Raw genomic sequence first — 18,835 nt, 5'->3', positions numbered from 1 at the left:
CGCGGCAGGCTAGAGAGGGGCTGCCGGGCGCGCAAGATGGCAGCCGGCCGGCCGCCATACCATGCGTCATGCGGCGCTCGAATTGCTGCGCTGCAAAAATAGCTGAATCGGAAGGCCGAAGCTTAACCCACCATAAGGATGCGGCGGTGCATTGTGCGCCGCAGCAGCAGTGATTTCCAAGGCTTCAGGACGATGACTTTCCAGACCGCCCTCCCCGCCCGCAGCGGCTTCCTCAATTCGGCGTTCGACGCGTTCCGGCGCTCGTTCGGTTTCGGCGTCCGGAACCGCAACCGCCGGATCGCCTACCGCGAGCTGATGAACCTGTCCGACCGGCAGCTTGAGGATATCGGGCTGACCCGCGCGCTGGTGGAAACCGTGGTCCTTCAGGGGCCGCAGAGCATCCGCGCGCTGAACCCCGACAGCTCGATCCATCCCGCCGCCAACGCCAACCAGGCCGGCGCGGCCCCCGCGGCCGAGGTCGCGTAAGGCTTCCCCCGCTATCGGGCCTGGCGCTTGCGCAGGACCAGCGTCGTCCATCCCTTGATGGTGATGCGGTCAGCCAGCGTCAGGCCGCAGGCGCGGTGGGCGTTCCTGACCTGCGTTTCCTGCCAGGACAGGAGGCCTGACAGGATCGCGAAGCCGCCGGGCTTCAAATTGGCGGCCAGGTCGGGCGCCATCTTGGTCAGCGGCCGCGCCAGGATGTTGGCCAGGATCAGGTCGTAAGGCCCCGCCTCCGGCGCCTCGCGGCCGGCATAGCCGTCGCTGACGATCGCGCGCACCCGGTCCGCCACCCGGTTGGCCCGCGCGTTGATCCGGGCGACCCGGACCGATTCGGGATCGACATCGGCCGCCAGCACCGACGCCCCCCAGATCCGCGCGGCGGCGAAGGCCAGGATGCCGGTGCCGCAGCCCATATCCAGCGCGCGGGCGACGGCGATCTTCTTCCCCAGTCTCTCAATCGCCAGCAGGCACCCTTCGGTCGTCGGATGCTCCCCCGAACCGAAGGCCGTGGCGGCGTCGATGCGCAGCCCGATCGCCGAGGCGGGAACGCCGCCTTCGACATGGGACCCGTGGATGAAGAAGCGGCCGATCCGGATCGGCGGGAAGGAACGATAGCTGGCCGCCAGCCAATCCGTTTCGGGCAGGCGCTCCTGTTCCAGAACGGGTTCGGGAACGCCCATGGCCGAGGCCAGCAGCGCGAGGCGGAGCGCCAGCGGCCGCGTATCCTGCTTTTTCGCCGAAAACCCCTCGACCACCCAGATCTTGTCCTCTTCGACCTCGAAGGTCGAGACGGTGGTGAAATCCTCGGCGAAAGCGTCCTCGAACGCCGCCAGCGCCCGGAACGGGACCAGCGCCGAAACGCGCCAGGCCGGCGGGCCTTCAGTATGGACCATGGGTTTCCTTCGAACGGGTGAGGCGACAATAGGCAGATGCCTACCCGAACCCCGCCCCCGCACGCAATCAAACCGGAAGGCGAACCACGGCCGGCACAGAAAAGGGGTCCGCCGAAGCGAACCCCCGGAGGAAATTCTGGATCAAGGGGGTCAGCCGCCCTGCTGGTCGGCCTCCGTGATCATCTGCGTCAGTTGCTGGTAGAGATCGGGATCTTCCTGGGCGGCGCGGGTGATCTCGTTATACTGCTCCGCCGACAGCCCCTCGGCCTCCACGGCGGAAACCATCTCCGCCTCGGCCTGTGCCTGGAGATCGGTCATCTCCTCGGGCGTGCCGGCTTCGGCCATGCGGCCTTCCCATTCCTGTCCGATATCCTGAAGCTTCACCGAAGCATCGACATAGGATTGAAGGGTTGCTTCGTCGAAGTTCGCCGCCGGCGCGGTCGTGGTCGGAGGCGTTGTCTGGGGCGGCGTCGCTTCCTGGGCAAGGGCGGGAGCCGCCCCGAAGGAAAGGGTCAGGGCCACGGCGGCCGCGGTCAGCGGGGTACGGTAAAGCCGTGTCATTGGCGTCAACTCCATCTGTGATGAGGACGGGCGAACGCCCGCCGCTGACCTAACCGACACCAGGGTTCGGCGCCGGTTCCCCGTGGAATTTCAAGGTCCGAAGTTTGTCCCAACGGAACCGGAATCGGCTTTTCGTTGTCTTTATTAACAGGCACGGACAATCCGGCGGAGACGCCCCCAGATGAGCGACATGAAATGGATGATCGCGCGGGAAATCCCGCACCTTCGCCGCTATGCGCGGGCATTGACCCGCAGCGCGGACGAGGCGGACGATCTTGTGCAGGACTGCCTGGAGCGGGCGCTGCGCAAGCGTCATCTGTGGCGGCGCAGCGGGCGGCTTAGAAGTTGGCTGTTCCGAATGCTCTATAACATCTATCTGAACCACCGCCGGACGCTGTCCCGGCGACCGGCGGTGCGCTCCATAGACGAGGAATCCGTGCCCGAGCCGGTGGCCCCGGCTTCCCAGGAAAGCCGCATCGAATGCCAGCGCGTGGGGGAGGCGCTGGAGCGGCTGCCCGTGGCGCAGCGCGACGCCATCCTGCTGGTCAGCCTGGAAGGCATGCCCTACGACGAGGCCGCCTGGATCCTGGACATTCCCGTCGGCACCTTGCGGTCGCGGCTGTCGCGGGGACGCGACGCCTTGCGCGAGACCCTGGTGGCGACCAGACCGACACCCTTGTTGAGGAGGGTCAAATGACGACCTCCAGCACCATCACGGAACTGGATCTCCAGGCCTTTACCGACGATCTGCTCGACCCGTCCCGGCGGTCGGAGGTCGCGAGCTATCTTCGCGACAATCCCGAGCAGGCGGAGCGGGTGGAGATTTTCCAGGCCCATCGGGCGGCGATCCGGGAAACCTACATGGCGGCCTTCCATGAGGAGATCCCCAAGCGCCTGCTGACGCCGCTGGAGCGTCCCGACCGGTCGTTCAGGCGGTCCGTCGCGCCGGCGGCGGTAAAGATGGCGGCGGCGATCGCGCTGACCGTGACCGCCGGCTATGGCGGCTGGTGGCTGAGGGGCGAGCCTGAGATCCCGCCCTCCCCCATGACCATGTTCCTGACCGACGCCGCGACCGGCCAGATGGCCCCGGTGGCCCTCGCGGCCTCGCCCGCCGCGCCGGTTCCCACCGGCTCCACGCCGGATTTGGGCGCGCTGGGCTATGAGATGGTCGGCCGGACCGTCCACAACGGTTCCATCGGCCAGATCGAACGCCTTTATTACGAAGGCCCCAACGGCCCCGTCGTCCTTCAGCGCGGCCATCTGCATCAGGGGCTGGCCGATCCCCGCCCCTTTGCCTCCCCCCAGGGCGGCGGCCTCTACTGGGTCGACGGTTCCTACGCCTACGCGCTGACCGGCCCCGGCGCGATGCTGGGCCAGCTATCCACGGTCATCCAGGCGCAGTCACCATCCATGACCGAAGCGGCCGGCAGGCAGTCGCTCGCCGTCCCGGACGGCTCCACGGCCGCGCCCGCCGCCGTGTCGCCCGGCCTGGAGGTGCTGCCCGCGCCGACGATGGAGGTCGACCACCTCTGAGGTTTCCCCCGTTCAGTTCTCCTCACCCTGAGCCAGTCGAAGGGTGTGGGCACACATGGTTCGACAAGCTCACCATGAGGAGAGAAGCTAGGAAAAGGGGACTGTCCTACGAAACAGCAGACAGCAAAACGGCCCGCCGGTTGCCCGGCGGGCCGTTCGCTTCAAGGACCAGGAGCGCCGGCTTACTGCGGCGTCGCCGGAGCGGTCGGCGCGGACTGTTCGGGGGCCGCGCCGTCACCGCCGCCCTCGTTGCACGCGCTGAGCGTGACAGCAGCCAGAAGGGCACCGGCCAGAATGATCATCTTGCGCATGGTGTGATCCTCTTTTCTCAATCTCGCGGCGACGGCCATCAGGGCCGTCCTCGTGCCGCACATATAGACTGACACCGCGCGGATCGGTCGGTTCCGCTTCCGGTTCAAAAAATCATCCCGCCCGATCCGCGGGGACGACGAAGCTGTCCATCACCTTCTTCTCCCCCGAATGATCGAAGGCGATCGCCAGCTTGTCATTGTCCGTCCCGCGCACCGTGCCGTAACCGAATTTCTGGTGGAACACCCGGTCGCCGACGGCGAAGGGCTTGTCCGGCCGCGCTCGTTCCTCCACCGCATAGGCCGTGCCCTCGATCGTCGGGGCTGCCTTGCGCATGAACCCGCCCAACCGCTGGCTGGGGAAGGCGAATCCGGAGCGGGGCTCCGCGCCCAGGCCGCTATCGCTCTGGACATCGACATGATCGGCCGGCAACTCCTCGACGAAACGGGAGGGGATGGAGCTCTGCCAGGTGCCGTGGATGCGCCGGTTGGCGGCGGAGGTCACGTAGGCGCGGCGTTTCGCGCGGGTCAGGCCGACATAGGCCAGCCGGCGTTCCTCCTCCAGCCCGGCGATGCCGGTTTCGTCCAGCGCGCGCTGGTTGGGGAAGACCCCTTCCTCCCACCCCGGCAGGAAGACATGTTCATACTCCAGACCCTTGGCGGCATGGAGGGTCATCAGGGTCGCCATCGGCTCCCCCTTCGCGCCTTCGGTGTCCATGACCAGCGAGACATGTTCCAGGAAGCCGCCCAGCGTCTCGAACTCCTCCATCGCGGCGACCAGCTCCTTCAGATTCTCCAGCCGCCCCGGCGCCTCGGGCGTTTTGTCGGCCTGCCACATGGCGGTGTAGCCGCTTTCGTCCAGCACGATGCGCGCGAGGTCGGGATGCGGCATCTTCCCGGCCATGTCGCGCCAGCGGTCGATGTCGGTCATCAGGGCGCGCAGCGCGTTCCTGGCCTTCGGCTTCAACTCGTCCGTCTCGACCACCCGCCAGGTCGCCTCGGTCAGTGGAACCTGCGCCGCGCGGGCGACCTGATGGAGCGTCTGGAGCGTCGCCGTGCCGATGCCTCGCCTGGGCGTATTGACGATCCGTTCGAACGCCAAATCGTCGTCCGGCTGGGCTATGACGCGCAGATAGGCCATCGCGTCCCTGATCTCCAGCCGCTCATAGAAGCGCGGGCCGCCGACCACGCGGTAGGGCATGCCGGTGGTGATGAACCGTTCCTCGAACTCCCGCATCTGGAAGCCGGCACGCACCAGGATCGCGACCTCGTCCAGCGAGACGTTCTTGCGCTGGAGCGCCTCAATCTCCTCCACCACCCAACGGGCCTCCTCCTCTCCGTCCCAGACGGCGCGGACGACGATCTTCTCGCCGCCATCGGCGGTGGTGAACAGCGTCTTGCCGAGCCGGCCCTGATTGTGGGCGATAAGGCCGGAGGCCGCGCCCAATATCTGGTCGGTGGAGCGGTAGTTCTGCTCAAGCCGGATCACGCGGGCGCCGGGGAAATCCTGCTCGAACCGCAGGATGTTGGAGATCTCCGCCCCCCGCCAGGAATAGATGCTCTGGTCGTCGTCACCGACGCAGCAGATGTTGCGGCGAGCCTGCGCCAGATAGCGCAGCCACTGGTATTGGGCGGAGTTGGTGTCCTGGTATTCGTCGACCAGTATGTAGCGGAACCGGTTCTGGTATTCCTCCAGGATCGGGAAGCGCGTCTTGCCCGCCACCTCCTCGGTCTTCGCGAAGAGGGTCAAATTGTGCAGCAGCAAATCGCCGAAATCGCACGCGTTCAGCGACCGCAGCCTTTCCTGATAGGCATGATAGAGCGCCACCACCCGGCCCCCGGCAACGTCGCCGCCATCCTCCGGCTTCAGCCGCGCGGGGGTCAGCCCGCGATCCTTCCAGCGTTCGAACGTGCCGAGGATCATGCGCGCCGGCCAGCGCTTGGAATCGACCTGCTCCGCCTCCAGCAACTGCTTGACCAGACGGATCTGGTCGTCCGTGTCCAGGATGGTGAAGTTGGATTTCAGCCCAACCTCTTCGGCATGGCGGCGCAGGATGCGGGCGGCCAGTGCGTGGAAGGTGCCCATCCACCAGCCTTCCGTCGGCCCGCCGACCAGCGTCGAGACGCGCTCCCGCATCTCCCGCGCCGCCTTGTTGGTGAAGGTGACGGCCAGGATCTGGCTGGGCCAGGCGCGCCTGGTCATCAGCAGGTGGCCGAGGCGGGTGGTCAGCACGCGGGTCTTGCCGGTGCCGGCCCCCGCCAGCACCAGGACGGGCCCGTCCAGCGCCTCCACAGCCTCCCGCTGCGGGGCGTTGAGGCCGTCGAGATAGGGGAAAGCGTCGACCGGCGCGGCGGCGGCCTCGTTCAGGGGATCATCGGACCAGGTTCGGGACATGCCGGCTCCTATAGCACGAACCGTCCGTCGATAAATTTCCGTATGCAAGTGTCATCATTTGTCATCATTCGTCATCATCCTCCGACTCTCGCGCCGCATCGTTTCAGGAATTATATCCTACATCCGGCTTGTTGAAAACCTGCATCGGCGAGGTTCCCGCCTACGGGGAGTCGAGGTCGAGACCGTGGCCGTTCCTTCACCGTCGGCGAAGCGGCGCTGGCCCATGGATTCCGGATCAAGTCCGGAATGACGAGGAGGGGAGGTACGCGCCTCTCCTCTCATGGCGGGTTTCGGATTCTACGAAACGGGCGGCGTCTCGAATGGATCGAGATAGTCCACGTCCAGCGACGCGAAATGTTTTCCGTTCCTGGTCAGCAGCGTCAATTGGTGAACGATGGCGGTGGCGGCGATCGCCACGTCCGGGAATCCCGGATGACGGCCGATGGAGACGGCGTTGCCGGAAAGGATTCCCGCCGCCCTGGCCACATGGAAATCCACAGCCAGGACACGATCGCCTGTCCGCGCCTGAAGGTCGTCAAGCCATTCCGTCAGCCGGCGCGCCCGCTCAATGCCGCCTAGGCGGCGCAGCTTGCATATTCCCTGTTCGATCTCCGCCACGGTGATGGCTGAAAGGTAGAGCCGCTCGTCATTGGTCTCCAACCAGGCTGCCATATCCTCGGGAATTGGCGGCCTGTCGGGCGCCAGCATGGATAATACCGAGGCATCGACCAGATAGCCGGCGGTCAAAGGTCCACCTCTTTCAAGGGATTCTGGTCGCGTTCGAAATCAAGATCGAGACCGAATCCCGGGAAGGCGAGCAGCGTCGCCGCGAAGGACGGCCCGTCATCGTGGTAGAGCCGCCGGGCGTCATCGACGGGGACCACGACCGCCGCCGCCCTTCCATGACGCGTGATCGTCGTAGGCTGTCCTCGTTCCGCCGCATCGATCAACGCGGAGAATTTGGCTTTCGCTTCCCGGACCTGGAAGGATTTCATGGCCGGCTCCGTCATGTGACCACGTGAGGTCACAATAGGGCGGCTATCGGGCGGTTTCAAGCACCGGCCGGCCAATGCTGGCTCCAGGATCGAGTCATGATGAGGATTCTGCCCTGAACACCGTCATGCTGGACCCCGATCCAGCATCCATACGGCGTCGATGGCCGGCGGGGCGACATCGGGACTTCGCCGCCGGTGAAGCGGCGCTGGCCCATGGATTCCAGATCAAGTCTGGAATGACCAAAAAAAACAACGTCATGCTGGACCTGATCCAGCATCCATGCGGTGCCGACGGACGCCGGGACCGCACCCATTCCTTCGCCGCCGGTGAGGCGGCGACGATCTATGGATTCCGGCTCGGGGGCCGGAATGACCAACAAGGAGAAAGGCTCGTTCCTTCCCCTCATGGTGAGCTTGTCGAACCATGCGGGCCCCACATCCTTCGACGGGCTCAGGATGACGTTTTCTTGGCCTCTCCTGCTTCAAGCTTCGGCCGATAGATGCTAGCTCTGGCGGCCTGTCGCTCCGTCACCATGCCAGAGCCCATGACCCGAACAGCGATCCGCACCGCCACGCCCGACGACGTTCCCGCCATCCTGGGCCTGATCCGCGAACTGGCGCGGTTCGAGGAGGCGGAAGATCAGGTAAAGGCGACCGAGGACGATCTGCTGCGCGACGGCTGGGGCGTCTCGCCGAAATTCGAGGCGATGGTCGCGGAGATGGATGGTGCGGTAGAGGGATTCACGCTCTTCTTCCACAACTACTCCACCTGGGAAGGGCGGGCCGGCATCCATATTGAGGACCTCTATGTCAGCGAGAAGACGCGGGGCACGGGGCTGGGCCGGAAGCTGGTTTCCGCCGTCGCCGCCCTGGCCGTCGAACGCGGCTGCCGCCGCCTGGACCTCAGCGTCCTGGACTGGAATCCCGCGCGCGGCTTCTACGATGCGCTGGGATTCGCGCATATGGATGAATGGCTGCACTATCGGGCGACCGGCGACGATCTGAACCGGTTGGCGGCCGAAGGGAAAGGAAGCGTCACATGAGCCTTGTCGTCCCCGTCATCCTCGGGTCCGTCCGATCCGACCGGCAAGGCATCAAGGCCGCCCGCTACATCGTCAGGCGGCTGGAAGAGCGGGGCCACGAGGCGGTACTGGTCGATCCGCTTGAGAAGCAACTGCCGCTGCTGGACCGGATGTACAAGGAGCATTCGGCCGGTTCGGCCCCGCCGGTGCTGGAGGAGCTGGCGACGCTCTACCGGCGCGCGGACGGCTTCGTCATCGTGACGGCGGAATACAACCAGTCCGTCCCGCCGGCGCTGAAGAACCTGCTGGACCATTTCCTAGAGGAATATTTCTGGCGGCCGTCGACCATCATGTCCTATTCGGCCGGCCGGTTCGGCGGCGTCCGCGCGGCGGTCGCGCTGAGGACGATCCTGACCGAGCTGGGCATGCCGAGCCTGCCCTCGGTCCTCGCCATTCCCTCCATCGGCAAGGCGCTTTCCGACGATGGCGAGGCCGCCGAACCCTGGATAGACAAGGCGGCGACGCGCTTCCTGGATGAATTCGAATGGTACGCCACGGCGCTGGCGGCCAAACGCGCCGCCGAGGGAACGCCTTACTGAACCCAATACCTACCTGCCAGGCGAGATTGGTATGAGCGAAACATCAGGCGTCGTTCCACATCTCGTCGGTATAGGCCTTCATGTCGAAATCAGGATCGTTCGGCCCCATTGCGTCGGCGAGCGCCTTGGCGCGGGCCAGACGGTCCTTCAAAGGCAGCGCATGGCGAGCTGCCCGTGAATCCGGTTCCGGACGCGGCTTACGATTGCGCCGCATACTCCGCGATCAGCGGTCCAAACGCCTCCATCGGCGGGAATGTCTCAAAGCTGTGCCTGGCGCCCGTGACCGCCCAGGGGAGCTTTTCGCTGGCATAGGTTTCGATGAAGGGCGTGGAGAGGGCGGTGGGATCCTCGAGCATCGTCGGGCGGATATTGACGAACTCGTCCATGCCTTCCGCGCGGGTGAACATCCAGCTCATGCATCGCGGACAGAAATAGTGGTGGGTTTCGCCTCCCTGGAGGCCGCCCTCCACCGGCTCCCCCTGGATGACCGAGAAGCCTTCGCTGGGGATAATGGCCGTGAGGGAAAAGGCGCTGGAACTCATGCGCTGGCAACCGGTGCAATGGCAGGCGGCCGTCGCGAGCGGCGGGGCGGTGATCCTTAAGCGCACCTGTCCGCACCGGCACGTGCCTTCCATCGGCAACTTCACGTCAGCCATATCGTCTCTCCCTGATTGCTAGCCTGCCTTCGAGAAGGCCGGATGGTATTCGACGGCGCCCTGGGGCACGTCTTCGGCAAAGGGCAGGATGAGGAAATATTCCGGCGGGACGCCCTCCAGCCGCAGGCGGGAGTCCGCCTTGAAGCCGAAGCGGCCGTAGAAGGCGGGTTCACCCAGCAGAACGCACCCCGCCGCGTCCAGCGCCTTCAGTCGGTCGAGGCCGGCGCGGACCAGCGCGGCGCCAATTCCTCGCCCCTGCCGGTCGGGCCGGACGGCGATTGGGCCGAGGCCGTGCCAGCGGCCCTCCCGGCCGTCGATCCGAACCAAGGAGAAGGCGACCTGCCCCACGACCTCGCTCGCCTCTTCCGCCACCAGGGCGACCGTCAGCGCGCCATCCTCCCGCAGATCGTCCAGCAGGAAATGCTCCCGCTTGTTGCTGTAGGGCTGCGGCCGGAACGCCTCTTCCACGAGCTGCCGGATCGCCGGGATGTCCTCCGGCCGTTCCTCCCTGATCTCCATCAGACCCTCCCCGTCCTGAGCGCCCGCGCCCATTCCGGCTGGCCGTTGGCTTCGGCCAGCGCAGCGGCGCCTTCCCAATCGTAAGAGACCTTCAGCAGTTCGACCGACCAGCCCTCGCCGGTACGCTCGATCATCGCGTAGCGGGCATGGGGGGAGCCGGTCTCCATGTTGTGCGGATAGATATGATCGTCCCGGAAGGCCTGGAGGCCCACGCTGCCCGGATTGACGATTTGGCGGCCACCCTTCAGCCGCACCGATCTTGGGATATGCGAATGGCCGCAGAGGATGAGGGAGGCGTCGGCGTCGGCGGCGCGGGCCGCGATCTCGGCCTCCATCGCCGGGCGGCAGCCCGTCCGCTCCACCGTCTCCAGGAAATAGGTCAGGTCGCTGCCCGGCGTGCCGTGGACCAGCAGGACGTCGTCGAACAGGCGCAGCGTCTCCGGCAGGCCGGCCAGCCATTCGCGGTGACGGGGATCGATCGCTTCGGCCGCGTGACGGTCGGAATAGCCCATCCGTTCAGGTTCGAAGGTCAGGATCTGGCGTTCGTGGTTTCCCCGGATCGTCGGCATGTCGAGCGCCATCAGCCGGTCGGCGGTCTCCGCCGGCCGGAGCGCGCCGGACAGAAGATCGCCCAGATTGACGGTCGCGTCCGCACCGCGCCGGGCGATGTCGGCCAGCACGGCGTCGAGTGCAGCCAGATTCCCGTGTATGTCTGAAATGACGGCGATTCTCATGAGGCGACGGTAAATGAAGATCAGGCCCGCCGTGAAGGGCGACGTCGCCGTCCGGACCTCGTCATGGTTCGCCGGAAGGGCTGAGCATCGGCCGCAGGGCGGCCAGAAGCTCCGCCGCGCAGGCCTCCATCGTCCGGCCCGCCGTGTCGATCACGATGCGGGGCCTGTCCCAGGGCTCGCGCTCCCGTTCGACGACCTGCCGCCAGTCGGGGAGCGCCAGCCCCTCTATGTCGGGTGCCCGGCTCTCCACCCGCCGACGGTGTTCCTCCGAATCGGAGCAGTCGATTTCGACCTCCGCGCAAGGGAGTTGGAGACAGTCGGCGACCGTCCGCCAGGCGTCGCGAGTGATCTTCAGCGCGTTGACCGAATCGCCGATGACGATATGGCCGAGCCTGAGATTGTCGGCGGCGACGCGGAAGGCGACCTCATAGCCTTCCTCCCCGACCTCTCCGCCGACGACCGACCGCAGCGCCTGCTCGATCGTGTCGACGCGCACATGGACCGCGCCCAGCGCGAGCGCCGCGGCCCGCGCGAGGCTCGTCTTGCCGGTCGCGGGCAATCCGCTGAACGCTATCAGCATCGGCCGGTTTCTGACGGTCATGGCTCCCTCCCGCGAAGCCATGCAAGATAGGCGATCATCGATCGGAGTCGAAAGTGACCGCGCCTCGGCCGTTGTCGGTCGAGGATCGGCAGACATTTAGGAATGGTGCCGTATTCCGCCGCCTCGATATCCGCGACGACATCATCGGGAAGCGATCCGACCACAAGAATCTGCCGTTCGAAAGACATGACGCATGCTCCATCAAGCATGCGCAAAATACGCAAATCGCGTACCGACGCCAATCCGGCGACATTCGCCCTAATGCGCCCTACCCGACCATCCTGACCTGGTGGGCGGGGTGGAGTTCGGCTGTCACGCGGTTGCGGCCGCCATCCTTGGCGGCGTAGAGGGCGGCGTCGGCGCGGCCGATCAGCGCCGACAGCCCTTCGCCGTGATGGTATTGCGCCGCGCCGATGGAAAGCGTGATCGATCCCATCGCCTTCCCCGTATCGCGCCGGACGATGCTGCGCGACGCCATGCGCGACCGGATCTGCTCCGCCAGGACGACGGCCTGTTCGATCGCCGTGTCCGGCAGCACGATCGCGAATTCCTCGCCGCCATAGCGGGCGGCGGTGTCGCGGCCCTTGACCGAATCCCGCAGCACCCTGGCGACCAGCTTCAGCACCTGGTCGCCGGTCTGGTGGCCGTAACTGTCGTTGAACTTCTTGAAACAGTCTATATCGACCATGAGCAGCGACAGCGCCGCGCCGCCCTCCATCGACGCCGCCGCGGCATGGCGCAGCATCAAATCGAAGCTCTTCCGATTGGGCAGGCCCGTCAGATTGTCGGTCGCCGCCTCCCGGCGCACCGCTTCCAGATCGCGGCGCATCTTGTCCATCTTCTGGGAGGTGTCTGACAGTTCCTGGCCGAGGCGGCGGTTATGGTCCGACATCGCCTGGGTTTCGGCCGCCAGCCTGTCCACGACCTCCCGCAGCCGCCGGAAATCGTGCACCGCCTCCAGATCGTCCGTCAGCGCGGCAAGATCGTCGCCATAGCGCCGGGCGCGGCCGTCGGCGCTGGTGATGACCGCCATCACAGCCTCCAGCGCCTCCTGGATGCGGGCGCTGGCCTGGCGCAGCGTCTCGCCTTCCCGGTCCTGCCCGAAGAAGCGGTGATGAAGGTCGGCGTTGCGTTCGTCGGAAAAGCCCTGATCGTTGGACAGCAGGATGTCGATCGCGCGGACAAGGTCGCTTTCGCCGCCGGCGGCGTAGGCGTACCAGACGCTGTAGTTCTGAGGCGTGGGCGGCACCTCGTTGGCGGCCATCAGCGACATCGCAATATCGGCGATGCGCCGGATGGAGTCCCGATCGGTATTGCTCGGCACGGCTTCTTTGTCCCTGGCCGGTCGGACGGACGCCGCAATCGCTGACGCGGGCGGCATCGACCCTGTTCGTTTCGCCCCGCAACGTTAATCAGGAATGGTGAAGGGAGGATTAATTAGAGCCAAATGCGATCTTCATAGCCGATCCCGTGCTCGGGATGGTTCAGGCCTGCGCGGTCGGCGGCTCCTCGCCCTCCCGCCGCGCCGCCGCCGGCACATCGCCGCTGCCGTCCGCCCGGTCGCGGAACAGGGCGGCGCGCGCCAGCAGCATGAAGGTCACGGGCGTGGTGACGCCCACGAAGACGAAGATCAGGAAGGCCTGGAGGACGAGCGTGGATTCCAGCATCGAGAAGAATAGCGTGAAGGCGATGACGATACCGATCACACCCCCGCTGGAACCAAGCGTCGGTGGGTGGAGGCGATCATAGAACCGCTTCAGCCGCACTAGGCCGATCGACCCGGCGAGGGTCAGGGCGGATCCGGCCAGGAGGAAGAACGCGATGAGCAGCGCAGCCCAGACCGGCATGTCGGCGGCATGGGTCATTCGATCACCTCCCCGCGCATCAGGAACTTCGCCAGCGCAACCGTTGAAACGAAGCCCAGCAGCCCGATCACCAGCGCCGCCTCGAAATAGAGCGTGCTTCCCGTGCGGATGCCGAACGTCAGCAGCAGGAGCATGGAGTTGACATAGAGCGTGTCGAGACCCAGCACGCGATCCTGCGCTCTCGGGCCGTGAACGAGGCGGTAAACCGTGCACACCATCGCCAGGCCGAGCAGGACCTGCGCGATGCCGACGGACCAGGTCAGGATGGCGAGGCTCATTCGAAAATCTCCATCAGAAGGCTCTCGTAGCGGGACTTGACGGTGTCTATCCAGGCGGCCTCGTCAGCCAGATCCAGGACATGGATCAGCAGCACGCTGCTCACCGAATCGTACTCCACCCACGCCGTGCCGGGCGTGCTGGTGATGATGCAGGCCAGGACGGCCAGGGCCGTCCGGTCGCGCAAATCCAACGGGACAGCGACGAAGCCCGACGCCGGCGCGCGCGCCTGGAAGATGAGCCGGGCCACCGCGACGTTCGACCGGAAGACGTCGATCAGGACGGTTCCGACCAGCTTCGGGATAAGGTCCCACCGGCGCAGCCTGGGTTTCGCGGGCGTCAGCAGGGACATCGCCCACGACGCGAAGATCGCGATCACCCCGCCCAACAGGACGTGGCCGGGCGTGAATCCGTTGAGCAGGATCCACATGACCAGCAGCGAGAGCGTCAGCAGGGGGTAGGGCAGCAAACGGCTCATCGGCCCTCCCCTACCGCCGGCCCCTCGATGGGCGCGGCGGTCAGGACGCCGTCGACATAGCCTTCCGGCGCGTGGAGCGAGCGGGCGGTCTCATCCATGTATTCCATCACCGGCCCGCCCGCCACGGTCAGGACCGCGCACAGCAGCAGCAACATGGCGACCGGCGCGATCTCGACCGCATGAACGCGCGGCACGGTGCGATCGACCGGCGCCCAGAAGGTGCGAACGCCCGCCCGGGTCATGGCGATCAGGGCCGACAGGCCGGACAGGATCAGAAGCGCCGTGAAGGTCCAGGTCACGGTCGAGACGAGGACGCCCCCGCCGATGCCGTCGGGATTGAAGATGGCGGTCAGGATGGCGAATTTGGCGATGAAGCCGGAGAGCGGCGGCAACCCCGCCAACAGCAGGGCGCAGCCGGCGAAGCCTATGCCGAGGATCGCCATGGTGGCCTGAAACGGGATGCCTACCTCTTCCTCCGCTTCCTCTTCGTCATCGTCGTCGCCGAAGGCTTCCATCGTCACGGCCAGGATGTCGGCGGCGGGGTTCTGGTCGCGCTCGACCAGTTCGATCAGCAGAAAGAAGGCGCAGATCGCCAGCGTCGAACTCACCAGATAGAACAGGGCGCCGGCGGTCACGCCGGCATTGCCGATCCCGATCGCGGCCAGCAGGGTGCCGCTGGAAACAAGCACGCTGTATCCGGCAAGCCTCCCCATGGCCTGGGACGCCAGTACGCCAATCGCCCCGAACGACAGCGTGGCCAGCCCGCCGATCAGCAGCACGTCGCCGCCCAGCCCGGCCGAAGCTCCGGCGCCATCGCCGAACAGCAGCAGCGACAGGCGCAGCAGGATATAGATTCCGACCTTGGTCATGATCGCGAACATCGCGGCGGCCGGCGCGGCGGCGGCGCTGTAGGTCGTGGGCAGCCAGAAATTGAGCGGCCACATGCCGGCCTTGACGAGGAAGGCGACCCCGAGGAGGGCCGCGCCGGCTTCCAGCATCATCCGGTCCTCCGCCGCCACCGTCGGGATCCGCGCGGCAAGGTCAGCCATGTTGAGCGTGCCCGCGACGCCGTAGATCAGGCTGACGCCGATCAGGAACAGGAACGATGAAGCCAGGTTGATCGCGATGTAGTGGAGCCCCGCCTTGACCCGCACCAGGCCCGAACCATGCAGCACCAGACCGTATGACGCCGCCAGCAGCACCTCGAAGAAGACGAAGAGGTTGAACAGGTCGCCGGTCAGGAAGGCCCCGTTCAGCCCCATCAGGAGCAACAGGAAAAGGCTATGAAAATAGGGGCCGGCTTTGCTCCAGCGCGCCAGCGCGAACACCAGCGCCGCCAGTCCCAGGACAGACGTCAGAACCAGCATCATCGCCGAGAGCCGATCGACCACCAGCACGATCCCGAACGGCGCCGGCCAGTTGCCCAGCAGATAGACGCCCATGGCGGCGGGCTGGCCCGGCCCGGTGCCGGCGGCGGAGCGCAGCAGCGCGATGGAAACGACAAGAAGCCCCAGGACCGCGCCCACGCTCACCATCGCCTTTCGCGCATGGCGACGCTCGTTCATGAACAGCAGCGCGCCGGCCGCAACCAGAGGCAGCAGGATCGGCGCGATCATGAGATGATCCGTCCAGTTCCCGGTCATCCCCGCTCCCTGCCATCAACATGGTCGGTCCCGGTCAGACCGCGCGACACCAGCAACACCACAAGGAACAATGCCGTCGTCGCGAAGCCGATAACGATCGCCGTCAGCGCCAGCGCCTGGGGAACAGGGTCGGTATAGGCCGCCGGATCGACATTCGATCCGGAGCCAAGCACCGGAGGCGCGTCGATGCGGAGCCTCCCCATGCTGAAGATGAAAAGATTGACCGCATAGGAGATCAGCGACAGCCCGATGATGACCTGATAGGTGCGCGGCCGCAGCAGCAGCCACACCCCGGACCCGGCCAGGACGCCGATGGCGAGGGAGAGGATGGCCTCCATCACGTTTCCTCCGCCTCGGGCGTCGCGGCGATGCGCGCGGCGCGGAGGCTGCGGATCGATTGGTGGGCCAGCGCGATCAGCATCAGGACCGTGGAGCCCATGACCAGGGAGAAGACGCCGAAGTCGAACAGGCTGCCGGTGGCGAACGGAACCTCCCCAATAAACGGCAGCTCCACGTAGCGCGCATGGGATGTCAGGAACGGATATCCCAGCAGCCATGCCCCCGCCCCGGTCAATGCCGAAAACATCATACCGAAGCCCATCCACCGCAGCGGCAGGACGCGCAGCCGTTCCTCCACCCATCTCGTCCCGGCGGCCATGTATTGCAGGACGAAGGCGATCGTCATCGCGATGCCGGCTACGAAACCGCCGCCGGGCAGGTCGTGCCCGCGCAGGAAAAGATGCGCCGCCAGCACGATGATGACCGGAAAGAGCCACTGCATGATCACCGACGGGATCATGAGATAGTCGCTGACCGTCTCCCCGACTTCGCGGCCTGGCTGGGCTTCTTCAAAGGCCTGCAGATACCGTTGCTGCTCCGGCCGGTCGACACTGTCCGGCGCCGGCCTGAAACGGCGGAGCAAGGCGAACACCGTCAGGCCGACGATACCCAGCACGGTGATCTCGCCCATCGTGTCGAAGCCGCGGAAATCGACCAGGATCACATTCACGACATTCCTGCCGCCACCTTCGGTATAGGAGCGTTCAAGGAAGAAATCCGCAATCGTTTCGCCCGCCGGCCGCGTCATCACGGCGTAGGATATGAGCGTCATGCCCACGCCGGCCGCGACCGCCATCGCGAGGTCGCCATAGCGTCGCAACCTTACCCTGACGCTGACGGCCACCGCTTCCGGGGAGCGTTTGGGCAGCCAGCGCAGCCCAAGCAGGATCAGCACCGAGGTAATAATCTCCACCAGCAATTGGGTCACGGCCAGGTCGGGCGCGGAAAACCATATGAAGGTGATGCAGACGGCGATGCCGGCGCCGCCCAGAAGCGCCAGCGCGGCCAGCCGGTGGAACTTCGCCTGATAGGCGGCGCAGACCGCGCAAACGGCGCCCACCGTCCAGACCAGCGCCAGCCCCAAATCGCCCCCCGCCAATGAGATTCCGCCGGGGTCGAACCCCTGTGTGTAAAGCAGCCAGAAGGCCGTCACGAGGGCGATGAGCACGAGCAGCCGAAGCTGCGGCTGGAGGCGGCGGGCGCCGAGATATTTTTCAGCCGCCCTCGCCCATTTCCACGACAGGGTCACCATGACGCTAGTGAAGATGCGCTGGCCGTTCATGCGACGAAAGAAGGGTGCGCCGTCCGGGCAACTGGCAAGATAGCTTTTCAACAGGCGGTACAGGACCACCCCCGCGACGAGCGCGATCGTGCTCATCAGCAGCGGTATGGTGAATCCGTGCCAGACGCGCAGGCTGTGCGGCGGCATCTCTGGCCCCAGAACGGCCATCACGGCGGTGTCGAGAAAGGAACCGATCGTCACTGCGGGCACGATTCCAACCACCAGGCACGCCAGCACAAGAAATTCGATCGGGAAGCGCATCCAGCGCGGGGGCTCATGGGGCGTCCGGGGCAGATCCACCGGATCGGGCCCGAAGAACACGCAATGGACGAAACGCAGCGAATAGGTGACGCCGAGCAGGCTGGCCAGCAACGCTATATAGGGCGTTGCGGTGTCGAGGATGGAATCGGCGTGAGTCTCGATGACTTCGGCGAAGAACATTTCCTTGGACAGGAAGCCGTTGAGCAGCGGCACCCCGGCCATGGCGGCGCTTGCCACCACGGCCAGCGTCGTGGTGATCGGCATGTATCGTCGGAGGCCGCTCAGCCTGCGCATGTCGCGGGTGCCGGTTTCATGGTCGATGACGCCGGCGGCCATGAACAGCGACGCCTTGAAGGTGGCGTGGTTCATCATATGGAAGATCGCCGCCACGGCGGCCAGCGGGCTGCCGAGGCTGAGCAGCGTCGTGATCAGGCCCAGATGGCTGATCGTGGAATAGGCCAGAAGTCCCTTTATGTCCTGCTGGAAGATCGCGAAATAGGCGCCGAGCAGAAGCGAACTCAGCCCGGCGACGCCGACGATCCAGAACCATTCCGGCGTTCCCGACAGGACCGGCCATAGCCGCGCCATCAGGAACACGCCGGCCTTCACCATGGTCGCGGAATGGAGGTACGCCGAAACGGGGGTCGGCGCGGCCATCGCGTTGGGCAGCCAGAAATGGAACGGGAACTGGGCGCTCTTGGTCAGCGCGCCGATCAGGATGAGGACAAGCGCCGGCACGTAGAGATCGTGGGACCGGATCTGTTCGCCCGCCTCCAGCACACGATCGAGATCGTAGCTTCCGACGATGTGGCCGATCACCAGCACGCCGGCCAGCAGGGCCAGCCCGCCTATGCCCGTGACGGTCAACGCCATCCGTGCGCCGTCCCGTGCGTTGGCGTTGTGGTACCAGTATCCGATCAGGAGGAACGAGAAGACGCTGGTCAGTTCCCAGAAGATGACCAGCAGGATGAGATTCCCCGAAAGCACCATGCCAAGCATGGAGCCCATGAACCCCAGGAAATATGAGAAGAACCGCCCCGCCGCGTCCTCGGGCGCCAGGTAATACCGCGCGTAAAGGACGACCAGGAAGCCGATGACGCTCACCAGCATCGCGAACAGCAAGGCGAAGCCGTCCATCCGCAGGGTGAAGTTCAGCCCCAGCGAGGGCAGCCACTCAATCTCGGCGCGAAGAACCTCTCCCGCCGATATGGCGGGGTAAGCCGCAGCCGCCAGAATGGCGCAGCCAAGGGCGACTACCCCGGCCATCCACGCTTCGGCGTTCCGTGTGCTGTGGGGCAGGGTCGCGGCGACAAGGCCGCCCGCGAAGGGAAGGATGACCAGGAGAATCAGTAGCGCATCGGTCATCCCACGTGT

23 protein-coding genes are annotated in these 18,835 nt (G+C 65.9%); 5 read left to right on the top strand and 18 right to left on the bottom strand.

What is annotated here, in order from left to right; translation table 11 throughout:
• The first annotated feature begins 192 nt into the window (after positions 1 to 192).
• Positions 193 to 486: a DUF1127 domain-containing protein gene (locus tag AAFN89_RS14405; protein WP_347539769.1), complete on the top strand. Its 294-nt coding sequence runs from the start codon at positions 193 to 195 to the stop codon at positions 484 to 486.
• Between the two features lie 11 nt (positions 487 to 497).
• Here AAFN89_RS14405 and AAFN89_RS14400 read toward each other — a convergent pair whose 3' ends face one another.
• On the bottom strand, positions 498 to 1,394 hold the full coding sequence (locus tag AAFN89_RS14400) for a 50S ribosomal protein L11 methyltransferase (protein ID WP_347539768.1): 897 nt from the start codon (positions 1,392 to 1,394) through the stop codon (positions 498 to 500).
• 150 nt (positions 1,395 to 1,544) lie between these two features.
• The gene (locus AAFN89_RS14395; RefSeq protein WP_347539767.1) at positions 1,545 to 1,955 is read right to left on the bottom strand and encodes a DUF4168 domain-containing protein; all 411 of its coding nucleotides are present in this window, start codon (positions 1,953 to 1,955) and stop codon (positions 1,545 to 1,547) included.
• A 181-nt stretch (positions 1,956 to 2,136) separates the two neighbouring features.
• Here AAFN89_RS14395 and AAFN89_RS14390 point away from each other — a divergent pair, with 181 nt between their 5' ends.
• Together AAFN89_RS14390 and AAFN89_RS14385 are read left to right on the top strand one after the other, a co-directional pair.
• Positions 2,137 to 2,652 carry a sigma-70 family RNA polymerase sigma factor gene (locus tag AAFN89_RS14390; RefSeq protein ID WP_347539766.1) on the top strand — a complete coding sequence of 172 codons (516 nt, stop codon included), beginning with the start codon at positions 2,137 to 2,139 and terminating at the stop codon, positions 2,650 to 2,652.
• Entirely contained in the window at positions 2,649 to 3,488 is an 840-nt protein-coding gene (locus AAFN89_RS14385) for a hypothetical protein (RefSeq protein WP_347539765.1), read from the top strand. Before AAFN89_RS14390 ends, AAFN89_RS14385 begins: the two co-directional genes overlap by 4 nt.
• A 182-nt stretch (positions 3,489 to 3,670) precedes the next feature.
• Here the strand turns inward: AAFN89_RS14385 and AAFN89_RS14380 are convergent, their stop codons facing one another.
• The 5 genes from AAFN89_RS14380 to AAFN89_RS14360 form a co-directional block, all read right to left on the bottom strand.
• Positions 3,671 to 3,838 carry a hypothetical protein gene (locus AAFN89_RS14380; RefSeq protein WP_347539764.1) on the bottom strand — a complete coding sequence of 56 codons (168 nt, stop codon included), beginning with the start codon at positions 3,836 to 3,838 and terminating at the stop codon, positions 3,671 to 3,673.
• 73 nt (positions 3,839 to 3,911) lie between these two features.
• On the bottom strand, positions 3,912 to 6,191 hold the full coding sequence (locus tag AAFN89_RS14375) for a UvrD-helicase domain-containing protein (protein WP_347539763.1): 2,280 nt from the start codon (positions 6,189 to 6,191) through the stop codon (positions 3,912 to 3,914).
• A gap of 297 nt (positions 6,192 to 6,488) precedes the next feature.
• Entirely contained in the window at positions 6,489 to 6,938 is a 450-nt protein-coding gene (locus AAFN89_RS14370) for a type II toxin-antitoxin system VapC family toxin (RefSeq protein ID WP_347539762.1), read from the bottom strand.
• The gene (locus tag AAFN89_RS14365; RefSeq protein ID WP_347539761.1) at positions 6,935 to 7,186 is read right to left on the bottom strand and encodes a type II toxin-antitoxin system Phd/YefM family antitoxin; all 252 of its coding nucleotides are present in this window, start codon (positions 7,184 to 7,186) and stop codon (positions 6,935 to 6,937) included. Before AAFN89_RS14365 ends, AAFN89_RS14370 begins: the two co-directional genes overlap by 4 nt.
• Positions 7,187 to 7,242: 56 nt before the next feature.
• Positions 7,243 to 7,566, bottom strand: a complete 324-nt coding sequence (locus AAFN89_RS14360; protein ID WP_347539760.1) for a hypothetical protein — start codon at positions 7,564 to 7,566, stop codon at positions 7,243 to 7,245.
• Positions 7,567 to 7,731: 165 nt separating this feature from the next.
• Between AAFN89_RS14360 and AAFN89_RS14355 the strand changes: the two genes are divergently transcribed.
• Positions 7,732 to 8,229, top strand: a complete 498-nt coding sequence (locus tag AAFN89_RS14355; RefSeq protein WP_347539759.1) for a GNAT family N-acetyltransferase — start codon at positions 7,732 to 7,734, stop codon at positions 8,227 to 8,229.
• Positions 8,226 to 8,807: an NAD(P)H-dependent oxidoreductase gene (locus AAFN89_RS14350; RefSeq protein ID WP_347539758.1), complete on the top strand. Its 582-nt coding sequence runs from the start codon at positions 8,226 to 8,228 to the stop codon at positions 8,805 to 8,807. The genes AAFN89_RS14355 and AAFN89_RS14350 overlap by 4 nt, the downstream gene beginning before the upstream one ends.
• 197 nt (positions 8,808 to 9,004) lie before the next feature.
• Here the strand turns inward: AAFN89_RS14350 and AAFN89_RS14345 are convergent, their stop codons facing one another.
• The 11 genes from AAFN89_RS14345 to AAFN89_RS14295 all read right to left on the bottom strand — a co-directional run bounded on the left by AAFN89_RS14345 (position 9,005) and on the right by AAFN89_RS14295 (position 18,826).
• Positions 9,005 to 9,463 carry a GFA family protein gene (locus AAFN89_RS14345; protein ID WP_347539757.1) on the bottom strand — a complete coding sequence of 153 codons (459 nt, stop codon included), beginning with the start codon at positions 9,461 to 9,463 and terminating at the stop codon, positions 9,005 to 9,007.
• A gap of 18 nt (positions 9,464 to 9,481) precedes the next feature.
• Positions 9,482 to 9,982, bottom strand: coding sequence for an N-acetyltransferase (locus AAFN89_RS14340; protein WP_347539756.1), 501 nt, complete (start codon positions 9,980 to 9,982; stop codon positions 9,482 to 9,484).
• Positions 9,982 to 10,716, bottom strand: a complete 735-nt coding sequence (locus AAFN89_RS14335; RefSeq protein WP_347539755.1) for a metallophosphoesterase family protein — start codon at positions 10,714 to 10,716, stop codon at positions 9,982 to 9,984. Before AAFN89_RS14335 ends, AAFN89_RS14340 begins: the two co-directional genes overlap by 1 nt.
• A 61-nt stretch (positions 10,717 to 10,777) precedes the next feature.
• Complete coding sequence (locus tag AAFN89_RS14330; protein WP_347539754.1) at positions 10,778 to 11,317, bottom strand: AAA family ATPase; 540 nt, start codon at positions 11,315 to 11,317, stop codon at positions 10,778 to 10,780.
• A 268-nt stretch (positions 11,318 to 11,585) separates the two neighbouring features.
• Positions 11,586 to 12,641 (bottom strand): diguanylate cyclase, encoded by a 1,056-nt coding sequence (locus AAFN89_RS14325; protein WP_347539753.1) that lies wholly within the window; start codon positions 12,639 to 12,641, stop codon positions 11,586 to 11,588.
• Positions 12,642 to 12,801: 160 nt separating this feature from the next.
• Positions 12,802 to 13,182, bottom strand: coding sequence for a monovalent cation/H(+) antiporter subunit G (gene mnhG, locus AAFN89_RS14320; protein WP_347539752.1), 381 nt, complete (start codon positions 13,180 to 13,182; stop codon positions 12,802 to 12,804).
• Positions 13,179 to 13,460, bottom strand: a complete 282-nt coding sequence (locus AAFN89_RS14315) for a K+/H+ antiporter subunit F (RefSeq protein WP_347539751.1) — start codon at positions 13,458 to 13,460, stop codon at positions 13,179 to 13,181. The genes mnhG and AAFN89_RS14315 overlap by 4 nt, the downstream gene beginning before the upstream one ends.
• Positions 13,457 to 13,936 carry a Na+/H+ antiporter subunit E gene (locus AAFN89_RS14310; protein ID WP_347539750.1) on the bottom strand — a complete coding sequence of 160 codons (480 nt, stop codon included), beginning with the start codon at positions 13,934 to 13,936 and terminating at the stop codon, positions 13,457 to 13,459. The genes AAFN89_RS14315 and AAFN89_RS14310 overlap by 4 nt, the downstream gene beginning before the upstream one ends.
• Complete coding sequence (locus AAFN89_RS14305) at positions 13,933 to 15,579, bottom strand: monovalent cation/H+ antiporter subunit D (protein WP_347539749.1); 1,647 nt, start codon at positions 15,577 to 15,579, stop codon at positions 13,933 to 13,935. Before AAFN89_RS14305 ends, AAFN89_RS14310 begins: the two co-directional genes overlap by 4 nt.
• Complete coding sequence (locus AAFN89_RS14300; RefSeq protein ID WP_347539748.1) at positions 15,576 to 15,917, bottom strand: Na+/H+ antiporter subunit C; 342 nt, start codon at positions 15,915 to 15,917, stop codon at positions 15,576 to 15,578. Before AAFN89_RS14300 ends, AAFN89_RS14305 begins: the two co-directional genes overlap by 4 nt.
• Positions 15,917 to 18,826, bottom strand: coding sequence for a monovalent cation/H+ antiporter subunit A (locus tag AAFN89_RS14295; protein WP_347539747.1), 2,910 nt, complete (start codon positions 18,824 to 18,826; stop codon positions 15,917 to 15,919). The genes AAFN89_RS14300 and AAFN89_RS14295 overlap by 1 nt, the downstream gene beginning before the upstream one ends.
• Between the last annotated feature and the right edge of the window lie 9 nt (positions 18,827 to 18,835).

The sequence above is a fragment of the Inquilinus sp. CAU 1745 genome, from assembly GCF_039839375.1.
Lineage (GTDB): Bacteria > Pseudomonadota > Alphaproteobacteria > DSM-16000 > Inquilinaceae > JBDOQU01.
This window is presented reverse-complemented; position numbering and strand designations above follow the sequence as displayed.

Excerpts from the sequence above, each read along its gene's own strand:
- mnhG (WP_347539752.1), bottom strand. The coding sequence starts at position 13,182 with ATGACCCATGCCGCCGACATGCCGGTCTGGGCTGCGCTGCTCATCGCG.
- AAFN89_RS14355 (WP_347539759.1), top strand. The coding sequence starts at position 7,732 with ATGACCCGAACAGCGATCCGCACCGCCACGCCCGACGACGTTCCCGCC.
- AAFN89_RS14300 (WP_347539748.1), bottom strand. The coding sequence starts at position 15,917 with ATGGAGGCCATCCTCTCCCTCGCCATCGGCGTCCTGGCCGGGTCCGGG.
- AAFN89_RS14350 (WP_347539758.1), top strand. The coding sequence starts at position 8,226 with ATGAGCCTTGTCGTCCCCGTCATCCTCGGGTCCGTCCGATCCGACCGG.
- AAFN89_RS14390 (WP_347539766.1), top strand. The coding sequence starts at position 2,137 with ATGAGCGACATGAAATGGATGATCGCGCGGGAAATCCCGCACCTTCGC.
- AAFN89_RS14335 (WP_347539755.1), bottom strand. The coding sequence starts at position 10,716 with ATGAGAATCGCCGTCATTTCAGACATACACGGGAATCTGGCTGCACTC.
- AAFN89_RS14395 (WP_347539767.1), bottom strand. The coding sequence starts at position 1,955 with ATGACACGGCTTTACCGTACCCCGCTGACCGCGGCCGCCGTGGCCCTG.
- AAFN89_RS14400 (WP_347539768.1), bottom strand. The coding sequence starts at position 1,394 with ATGGTCCATACTGAAGGCCCGCCGGCCTGGCGCGTTTCGGCGCTGGTC.
- AAFN89_RS14305 (WP_347539749.1), bottom strand. The coding sequence starts at position 15,579 with ATGACCGGGAACTGGACGGATCATCTCATGATCGCGCCGATCCTGCTG.
- AAFN89_RS14385 (WP_347539765.1), top strand. The coding sequence starts at position 2,649 with ATGACGACCTCCAGCACCATCACGGAACTGGATCTCCAGGCCTTTACC.
- AAFN89_RS14365 (WP_347539761.1), bottom strand. The coding sequence starts at position 7,186 with ATGAAATCCTTCCAGGTCCGGGAAGCGAAAGCCAAATTCTCCGCGTTG.
- AAFN89_RS14340 (WP_347539756.1), bottom strand. The coding sequence starts at position 9,982 with ATGGAGATCAGGGAGGAACGGCCGGAGGACATCCCGGCGATCCGGCAG.
- AAFN89_RS14345 (WP_347539757.1), bottom strand. The coding sequence starts at position 9,463 with ATGGCTGACGTGAAGTTGCCGATGGAAGGCACGTGCCGGTGCGGACAG.
- AAFN89_RS14380 (WP_347539764.1), bottom strand. The coding sequence starts at position 3,838 with ATGGCCGTCGCCGCGAGATTGAGAAAAGAGGATCACACCATGCGCAAG.
- AAFN89_RS14310 (WP_347539750.1), bottom strand. The coding sequence starts at position 13,936 with ATGAGCCGTTTGCTGCCCTACCCCCTGCTGACGCTCTCGCTGCTGGTC.
- AAFN89_RS14315 (WP_347539751.1), bottom strand. The coding sequence starts at position 13,460 with ATGAGCCTCGCCATCCTGACCTGGTCCGTCGGCATCGCGCAGGTCCTG.
- AAFN89_RS14405 (WP_347539769.1), top strand. The coding sequence starts at position 193 with ATGACTTTCCAGACCGCCCTCCCCGCCCGCAGCGGCTTCCTCAATTCG.
- AAFN89_RS14375 (WP_347539763.1), bottom strand. The coding sequence starts at position 6,191 with ATGTCCCGAACCTGGTCCGATGATCCCCTGAACGAGGCCGCCGCCGCG.
- AAFN89_RS14330 (WP_347539754.1), bottom strand. The coding sequence starts at position 11,317 with ATGACCGTCAGAAACCGGCCGATGCTGATAGCGTTCAGCGGATTGCCC.
- AAFN89_RS14295 (WP_347539747.1), bottom strand. The coding sequence starts at position 18,826 with ATGACCGATGCGCTACTGATTCTCCTGGTCATCCTTCCCTTCGCGGGC.